Origin of the sequence: Mesorhizobium sp. M7A.F.Ca.CA.004.12.1.1 (assembly GCF_003997835.1) — a bacterium.
In the GTDB taxonomy this organism is placed as follows: domain Bacteria; phylum Pseudomonadota; class Alphaproteobacteria; order Rhizobiales; family Rhizobiaceae; genus Mesorhizobium.
Window position 1 is genome coordinate 1 of the sequence record NZ_RZRK01000244.1, and the last position, 7,679, is coordinate 7,679.

Annotated in this window: 9 protein-coding genes and 1 pseudogene; 3 read left to right on the forward strand and 7 right to left on the reverse strand. The window is 63.8% G+C overall.

Going from position 1 to position 7,679, the window contains the following annotated elements:
- From EN984_RS14930 to EN984_RS14945, 4 genes are all read right to left on the reverse strand, one after another.
- Window positions 1-514: NAD-dependent epimerase/dehydratase family protein (locus EN984_RS14930; protein ID WP_127383806.1), on the reverse strand; the 514-nt coding region annotated here is incomplete at its 3' end.
- Window positions 515-530: 16 nt separating this feature from the next.
- A complete protein-coding gene (locus EN984_RS14935) occupies window positions 531-743 on the reverse strand; it encodes a hypothetical protein (protein WP_127268084.1) in 213 nt (70 codons plus the stop codon).
- An 89-nt stretch (window positions 744-832) separates the two neighbouring features.
- Window positions 833-1,813 carry a cation diffusion facilitator family transporter gene (locus EN984_RS14940; RefSeq protein ID WP_127268082.1) on the reverse strand — a complete coding sequence of 327 codons (981 nt, stop codon included), beginning with the start codon at window positions 1,811-1,813 and terminating at the stop codon, window positions 833-835.
- 10 nt (window positions 1,814-1,823) lie between these two features.
- On the reverse strand, window positions 1,824-2,510 hold the full coding sequence (locus EN984_RS14945) for a GNAT family protein (protein ID WP_127268081.1): 687 nt from the start codon (window positions 2,508-2,510) through the stop codon (window positions 1,824-1,826).
- 83 nt (window positions 2,511-2,593) lie between these two features.
- Here EN984_RS14945 and EN984_RS14950 point away from each other — a divergent pair, with 83 nt between their 5' ends.
- Both EN984_RS14950 and EN984_RS14955 read left to right on the forward strand, forming a co-directional pair.
- Complete coding sequence (locus EN984_RS14950; RefSeq protein WP_127268080.1) at window positions 2,594-3,778, forward strand: pyridoxal phosphate-dependent aminotransferase; 1,185 nt, start codon at window positions 2,594-2,596, stop codon at window positions 3,776-3,778.
- 151 nt (window positions 3,779-3,929) lie between these two features.
- Window positions 3,930-4,295, forward strand: coding sequence for a YciI family protein (locus EN984_RS14955; protein WP_127268079.1), 366 nt, complete (start codon window positions 3,930-3,932; stop codon window positions 4,293-4,295).
- Here EN984_RS14955 and EN984_RS14960 read toward each other — a convergent pair whose 3' ends face one another.
- From EN984_RS14960 to EN984_RS14970, 3 genes are all read right to left on the reverse strand, one after another.
- Window positions 4,296-5,051 carry an SDR family oxidoreductase gene (locus EN984_RS14960; protein WP_127268078.1) on the reverse strand — a complete coding sequence of 252 codons (756 nt, stop codon included), beginning with the start codon at window positions 5,049-5,051 and terminating at the stop codon, window positions 4,296-4,298. It lies immediately after the preceding gene.
- 258 nt (window positions 5,052-5,309) lie between these two features.
- Window positions 5,310-6,047: a tellurite resistance TerB family protein gene (locus tag EN984_RS14965; RefSeq protein ID WP_127268077.1), complete on the reverse strand. Its 738-nt coding sequence runs from the start codon at window positions 6,045-6,047 to the stop codon at window positions 5,310-5,312.
- Window positions 6,048-6,164: 117 nt separating this feature from the next.
- Window positions 6,165-7,085, reverse strand: a complete 921-nt coding sequence (locus EN984_RS14970) for a rhodanese-related sulfurtransferase (protein WP_127268076.1) — start codon at window positions 7,083-7,085, stop codon at window positions 6,165-6,167.
- A 286-nt stretch (window positions 7,086-7,371) separates the two neighbouring features.
- On the opposite strand from EN984_RS14970, the pseudogene EN984_RS14975 reads away from it, so the two are divergent.
- Window positions 7,372-7,679, forward strand: a pseudogene (locus EN984_RS14975) (keto-deoxy-phosphogluconate aldolase); the annotation flags it as partial.

A 7,679-nucleotide genomic window follows, 5' to 3' on the forward strand; every position in this document is an offset into this window, starting at 1 on the left:
TGCCGATACCGTCGAAGAAGCCGCGCCTGGTATAGTCGGCCAGCAGCGCTTCGCTCATCTGCTTCTGGGTGCCGTAGGAGGTCAGCGGCGTCGGATGGAAATCATCGGGAATGACATCCGGGAACGGCGCGCCGAACACCGCGATCGACGAGGTGAAGACGACGCGCGGCGCAAAGCCCGCCAGCCGGATGGCATCGAACAGGGCCCGCGTGCCATCGAGATTGACGCGGTAGCCGAGATCGAAATTCGCTTCCGCCTCGCCCGACACGATGCCGGCAAGATGGAACACGACGCCGGGGCGCGATGCGACCAGGCGCTCAGCGGCCCCTGCTTCGGCGAGATCGCCAGTGTGCAGCGTGACGCTGACGCCATCCAGGCTCGGGGCCTGTGGCGGCACGATATCGTGTAAATCAAGCGCCGTGATCTTGCGGCCGCGCAGCGTGCCGTCCTTGGCCAGCCGGGCGATGAGCTTGCGGCCGACCATACCCGCGGCGCCAGTGATCAGAATGCGCATATCGAAAATCCCTTGCCTATTTACCCTGATTTTTGCGCTGGCTGCGAGCCCGCAACCAGAACACCGAGAAGAACGCCAGCACGAAGACGATGCCAAAGGCGCCGGCCAGCACCGTCGAAAGGCTGCCGAGTGCCAGCATTACGGTCGGCAGATAGTAGGCGCCGATACCAAACAGAAGCATGATCCACACGGCAGCGATAAGAGCATTCCTGGTGTCACGATCCATCACGCCGCACCACGGCAGCGGGTGTTCATCAAGCTGGTTTTCAAGGTTTTGCAACTCCCGAGGCAGGACCAATCGACATCAATCGATCGGTCCTAGTGATGGTGGTCGTGATATGCAGCCGCTTCGTGCTCGTGCCCATGGTCGTGCTCGCCATCGTCGGCGCACTGGCCGAATTCCGGTTCCACGGTGGCATGGCTGATGCCGTGCTCGCTGGCAAGCCGCTTCTTGACGGCACTCACCGCCTGATGCGCATCGACGCCCTCGTCGAGACAGGCATGCAGCGTCGCCATATTACTGGTCCCGTCGAGCGACCAGACATGCATGTGGTGCACTTCGCGCACGCCCTGGACCGTCGCCTCGATATCCCGGGCGATCAGATCTCGGTCGAGGCTTGGCGGCACGCCCTCGAGCAGGACATGGGCGGCTTCCCGCATCAGCGACCACGCCGTGTAGAGGATCAGCAGCGAGACCAGGACCGACAGGATCGGGTCGATCGGCGTCCAGCCGGTCGCCAGTATGACCAGCGCCGCCGCGATGGCCGCGGCCGAGCCGAGCAGGTCGCCAAGCACATGCAGGATGGCGCCGCGCATGTTCAGGCTCTCGCGGTCGCCGCCATGCAGCACGAAGAACGAGCCGATGTTCACCAGCAGGCCGAGGATCGCCACCGCCAGCATCGGCCCGCCAAGCACCGGTGCCGGCGCCTGCAGGCGCCCCCACGCCTCATAGACGATCCACAGCGCGATGACGAAGATGGCAATGCCGTTGGTATAGGCCACCAGCGTCTTGACCCGGCCGAAGCCATAGGTGAGGCGAACAGTCGCCGGGCGGCCAGCCAGATGGAAGGCATACCAGGCAAGGCCGAGCGCGATCGAGTCAGCGAGCATGTGGCCGGCATCGGCCAGCAGCGCCAGCGAGCCGGTGAGGATGCCGCCAAGCGCTTCGGCGACCATGAAGCCGCCGGTCAGGCAGGCTGCGATCAGAACGCGTTTCTTGTCGGTCGAGCCATGGACATGGCCGGGCCCATGATCGTGCCCAATGTGATCGTGCCCGCTGTGATCGTGGGTATGTGCCAATGGCGAACTCCTAGGCGCCGAATTCCGCGCGACAATCCTCGAGCCGTCGCTTCTGCTGGCCGTCGCCATCGAAATTGGCCGGATCGAGCCATGCCTCGTAGGCACGGCGCAGCGCCGGCCACTCCTTGTCGATGATCGAATACCACGCAGTGTCGCGGTTTTCACCCTTGACGATCAGATGCTGGCGGAAAATGCCTTCGAACTTGAAGCCGAACCGTTCGGCGGCCCGCTTCGATGGCTCGTTGCGGTTGTTGCACTTCCATTCGTAGCGGCGGTAGCCGAGTTCGTCGAAGATGTATTTCATGAACAGGAACTGCGCTTCGGTCGCCCCCGGCTTGCGCGAGATGAGCGGTCCCCAATAGATGTTGCCGATCTCGATGACGCCGTACGCCGGATCGATGCGCATCAGCGTCTGGCGTCCGGCGACCTTGCCGCTGGGCTTGTCGATGACGGTGAAGAACAGCGGATCCTCGCTGGCCTCGACCTTGTCCAGCCATGGCTGGAAGGCGGCGCGGGTCTCCGGCGGATAATCGGGCAACCAGGCGAAGCGGCCGTCGATGTCGGACACGGAGGACGCTTCATAGAGGCCATCGCCATGTTTTGCGGCACTCAGCGGTTCGAGCCGGACAGTGCTTCCGTCGATGGTCTTGCGTTCGGGCCGCGGGCGCGGTTGCCAATCCCTGAGATTTTCCGACACCGAAAGCTCCAATCCGTTTGACTTTTGCCAGCCGAAGCTCACAAAAACGCGACCCAACAGCAAGAACCACACGGACGGGAAAAATGCTCCACACGATTTCGGCCTTCGACCGCCTTGGCGAGGAAAACGCCTTTGCCGTGCTCGCGAGGGCCACAGCACTTGCCCAACAAGGCCGCGACATCGTCAATCTCGGCATCGGCCAGCCGGACTTCAAGACGCCGCAGCACATCGTCGAGGCGGCGATCAAGGCGCTGCGCGACGGCCATCACGGCTACACGCCGGCCAATGGCCTGCTGGCGACCCGCGAAGCGGTGGTGCGGCGCACGCTGACCACCACTGGTGTCGAAGTATCGCCCGAAACGGTGATGATCCTGCCCGGCGGCAAGCCAACCATGTTCGCCGCGATCCTGATGTTCGGCGAACCTGGCGCCGAAATCCTCTATCCCGATCCGGGCTTTCCCATCTATCGCTCGATGATCGAGTTCACCGGTGCAGCCCCTATTCCCGTGCCGATGCGCGAGGAGAACGGCTTTGCCTTCTCGGCCGAGGAGACATTGGCGCTGATCACCTCGAAGACCAGGCTGCTGATCCTCAACTCGCCCGCCAATCCGACAGGCGGCGTCACGCCGCGTGCCGAGATCGAGAAACTGGTCAAGGGGCTGGAGGCGCATCCGCAGGTCGCCATCCTCTCCGACGAGATCTACGACGTCATGACCTATGATGGCGAGACGCATTGCTCGCTGCTCGGCTTTCCCGAGATCCGTGACCGGCTGATCGTGCTCAACGGCTGGTCGAAAACCTGGGCGATGACCGGCTGGCGCATGGGCTGGTCGATCTGGCCGAATGGCGACAAGGGCGCCCATCTCTACGACAAGGTGCGCAAGCTGGCTGTCAACTGCTGGTCCTGCGTCAACGCGCCGAGCCAGTTCGCCGGCATCGCGGCAATCGACGGCCCGCAGGACGATGTCGCCAATATGATGCGCGCCTTCGACCGCCGCCGGAAGATCGTCGTCGAGGGATTGAACGCGCTGCCCAACATGTCCTGCATCACGCCCAAGGGCGCGTTCTACGCTTTCCCCAACGTCTCGAAGACCGGCTGGAAGGCCAAGAAGCTCGCCTCGGCGCTGCTCGACGAGGCCGGCGTGGCGCTGATCGGCGGTCCCGATTTCGGCATTCTCGGCGAAGGCTATATCAGGCTCTCCTACGCCAATTCCGAGGAGAACATCTTGCGGGCGCTGGAACGGATCGGGGCCTTCCTGGCGAAGTAAGCTTGAAAGCGGCCCGCTGTCCTCTTCCGGACAATTTGCGGCTGTGGCATGACCGTGTCATGAGCCGTCCGGAGGCGCGCGGCCAAGACTGGGCGTGCATGTCGAGAACGGCTACGGTCCTCGGATCAGGATCGAAGTGGGGTGACATCGGATGTTCTATGCAATCCTTGCCTATCATGTGGAAGACGCAATCAAGGCGCTGACGCCGCAGGAAGATACGGCGCTGATGGCTGACTTGCTCAAGATCCATGAAGGGCTCTATGCCGACGGCAGCCTTGGCCCGTCGGCGCGGCTTGGCGCGACACAATCGGCCTGCACCTTGCGCGACGGCATGATCGTCGACGGCCCCTTCGCCGAAACCAAGGAACAGCTTCTCGGCCTCTATGTCGTCGACTGCCCGACGCGGGACGATGCCATCGCTATCGCGCGCGACTTTCGTCGCGTCAATCCGACCGCCGTCTACGAGATCCGTCCTATCGCGCTCTATCTGCCCGGCACAGAGCTACCGGGAGAATGACTAGCCACGCCCGACAAACGGCATCTTGGTCGCCATCACGGTCATGAACAGCACGTTGGCGTCGAGCGGCAGGCTGGCCATGTGGACGACGGCGTCGGCGACGCGCTGAACATCCATCACCGCTTCGGCTGATATGGAGCCGTTGGCCTGCGGCACGCCGACCGTCATCGGCTGCGCCATATCGGTCAGCGCATTGCCGATGTCGATCTGGCCGCAGGCGATGTCATAAGGCCGGCCGTCGAGCGCCAGCGTCTTGGTCAGCCCTGATATGGCATGCTTGGTCGCCGTGTAGGGCACCGAGCCCGGGCGCGGCGCATAGGCCGACACCGAACCGTTGTTGATGATGCGGCCACCCATCGGCTTCTGCTTGCGCATGGCGCCAAAGGCGGCACGGGCACACAGGAACGAACCGGTGAGGTTGACGCCGACGATATCGTTCCACACTTCGACCGGTATCTCGTCGATCGGCGTCGATTTGTAGCCCATGCCGGCATTGTTGAAGAGCAGGTCGACACGGCCGAAGGCCGCCGCCACGGTCTCGAACAGATCGTCGACCTCGCCTGCCTTGCTGATATCGCAGGCAACCGCCAGGGCCTTGGCGTCGGTGGACCCGGCCTCGGCCACGGCTGCATCCAGCACGGATTTGCGGCGTCCGCAGAACACTGTGTTCCAGCCCGCCTTGAGCAGCGCCGTGGCGACGCTCTTGCCGATGCCCGTGCCGGCCCCGGTGACGATGGCGGTTCTTTGCTCGGTCATGGCTGTTGTCCTCCGGCAGCGCTGCGCTTGCTCGACTGATTTTCGGGGTTTGGCTCGAAAAAGGAAGGCATCGCAAATGACGGCGGCGATGGCAAGCGTGTCCATCCGATCGGGCCGACAAAAAGGGCGGCCATTGGCGACCGCCCCTGATCTGAACCGGGCTTGGGAGGAGGAAAAGCCGATCCGACTGTGTTGAATGATGCGCTTGCTGGGTTAACGAGAGGTTAACCCGGAAAGCGCCTCCTGTGCCGTTTTGGCCTACCAGCGCGGATTGGGTGACGTCCCTGCCTTGGCCGGCACCTTGGCCGCCGAAACCGTTGCCTCGACATGGTCGACCAGCGCGTCCGGCAGGCCGAGCCGGCCTGCAAGCAGGTCGAGGTAGCCACGCTCGGCGCGGGTGTCGGGATCGATGGTCAGGCGCGACGCCGTGTAGAGTTCGAGCTTCTGCGCGTCGGTCTTGGCGCCGGCGACCAGCGTGTCGAGGTCGAGCGGGCTTGCCAGCTCCGCCATCAGGAACTTTTCGGCATCGGAGTCTATGCCGGCCAGGCTGAGCTTGCCGGCGATCTTCTGGCGCTCTTCATCGTCGATATGGCCATCGGCCTTCGCCGCCGAGATCATCGCCCGTATCAGGGTCAGCGTGAATTCGTCCTCGCCTTGCGGCGCCTGCGACGGGTGGAAGGCGGTGTCCTTGGGCGGCGGCAGCAATTCCGGTTCGCCGGCCGCCGGTGCTTCGGCGGGTGCGTTGCCGGCCTTGTAGTTATGGTAGGCCTTGTAGGCGAGGCCGCCGATGGCGGCCAGTCCGCCAAGCTTCACCGCGGCGCCCGTCACGTTACGACCGGCACCAGTTCCAAGCAGCACGGCGGCCAGTGCGCCGGCGGCCAGCGGATTGTCCTTGGCCATCTGCACGGCCTGCCCCGCCTTGTCGCGGACGGTGCCGCTGGTGCCGGGGATTTGCGAGCCGAGCAGATCGTCGAGAAGCTTCTTGGGATCGAACATTCAGTGCCTCCAGGATTTGCCCGGCCGAACGGGCAGGTTTCGAACGTCGAAGACGTAGGTCCCGAAACTTGACATTGCAATGACAGGCGGCCGCTTTGCAGCAGCTTGATGCCCGGATCAGGAGCCGATATGCGGCTCTCTGCCCCGCGCCTGCGCAAGCTCGACCTGGCGCTGGCGCTCGGCATAACGCTGGCGGTCCTCGTTCGAACGCGCATCGAAACAATGCGGGCAGGAAATACCGGCGGCGAATTTGGGCGACGTCAGGTCGCCCGGTGTCAGCGGGTGGCGGCAGGCGCGGCACAGTTCCGCTTCGCCCTCGGCGAGGCCGTGCGACACCGAAACGCGCTCGTCGAAGACGAAGCACTCGCCTTGCCAGAGGCTCTGTTCGGCCGGAACCTCTTCGAGATACTTGAGAATGCCGCCCTTGAGATGGAAGACATCCTCGAAGCCGAGCGATTTGACATAGGCGGTTGCCTTTTCGCAGCGAATGCCGCCGGTGCAGAACATCGCCACCTTGCGGCCTTCGAGTTCCCCCCGGTGCGCCTCCACCCAGGCCGGGAACTCGCGGAAGCTTGCGGTGGCCGGGTCGATCGCACCCCTGAATGTGCCGATCGACACCTCGTAGGCATTGCGCGTGTCGATGACGACAGTGCCGGGCTGCGAAATCAGCGCGTTCCAGTCGGCCGGCGCGACATAGGTGCCGGCACTTTTCGAAGGATCGATGTCATCGACACCCATGGTAACGATCTCGCGCTTCAGCCGCACCTTCATGCGGTGGAACGGCATGTCCGCGGCTGCGCTGTACTTGACCTCGAGGCCCGCCAGCCCTTCGATGGCTTCGAGATACAAGATCAGTTCGGCAATTGCCGCCTCGCTGCCGGCGACGGTGCCGTTGATGCCTTCATGCGCCAGCAGCAGCGTGCCCTTGATGCCGCGCCCGCAGCAGAAGGCGGCGAGCGGCGCGCGCAGTTCTTCGAAAGCGTCGAGCCGGGCAAACCGGTAGAGCGCTGCGACGCGGAAGGGTGGAAGTGATGTCATTGCCGAAGCCACTAGACGCTCACGAAAGCCTATTCAAGGCAAAGCAGGCATCCTGTTCGGAGGTCCCGGGCGCAAATCTGCACCATAGGCGAATTTGTACCATAGCTGAGATCAGGGAGTCAAGAAAAAATTCCTATCCTGACAAAGCTGCCGGCACCGCCGAGCTGGCAGCCGCGCTAAGCTTGGCGAGCATGGGCGACACGTGACATCGCGACACGGCCGGCTTCGTGGACAGGAAAACGGCCTTCTGCTAATCGGTTGAATTGTCCACGCCACGGAGAGACACATGCCCAGCAATACCGAAAAACTCTTGTCGCTCCTCAACGGCCAGCCGGTCATCCCGGTGCTGAAGATCTCTGATATCGCCAATGCCGTGCCGCTGGCGCGCGCGCTGGCGCGCGGCGGCCTGCCGGCAATCGAGATCACGCTGAGGACCGCCGATGCGCTGGAAGCGATCCGGCGGGTCGCTGGGGAAGTCGAGGACGCCATCGTCGGCGCCGGCACCATTCTCGATGCCAGGCAGTTCGAAGAGGCGGCTGCCGCGGGCTCGCGCTTCATCGTCAGCCCCGGCATCACCCGCGAGCTTCTGTCGGC

What these genes read in the sequence shown, in the direction of transcription:
- EN984_RS14950 (WP_127268080.1), top strand. Translation starts at nt 2,594, where the DNA reads ATGCTCCACACGATTTCGGCCTTCGACCGCCTTGGCGAGGAAAACGCC.
- EN984_RS14955 (WP_127268079.1), top strand. Translation starts at nt 3,930, where the DNA reads ATGTTCTATGCAATCCTTGCCTATCATGTGGAAGACGCAATCAAGGCG.
- EN984_RS14960 (WP_127268078.1), bottom strand. Translation starts at nt 5,051, where the DNA reads ATGACCGAGCAAAGAACCGCCATCGTCACCGGGGCCGGCACGGGCATC.
- EN984_RS14965 (WP_127268077.1), bottom strand. Translation starts at nt 6,047, where the DNA reads ATGTTCGATCCCAAGAAGCTTCTCGACGATCTGCTCGGCTCGCAAATC.
- EN984_RS14970 (WP_127268076.1), bottom strand. Translation starts at nt 7,085, where the DNA reads ATGACATCACTTCCACCCTTCCGCGTCGCAGCGCTCTACCGGTTTGCC.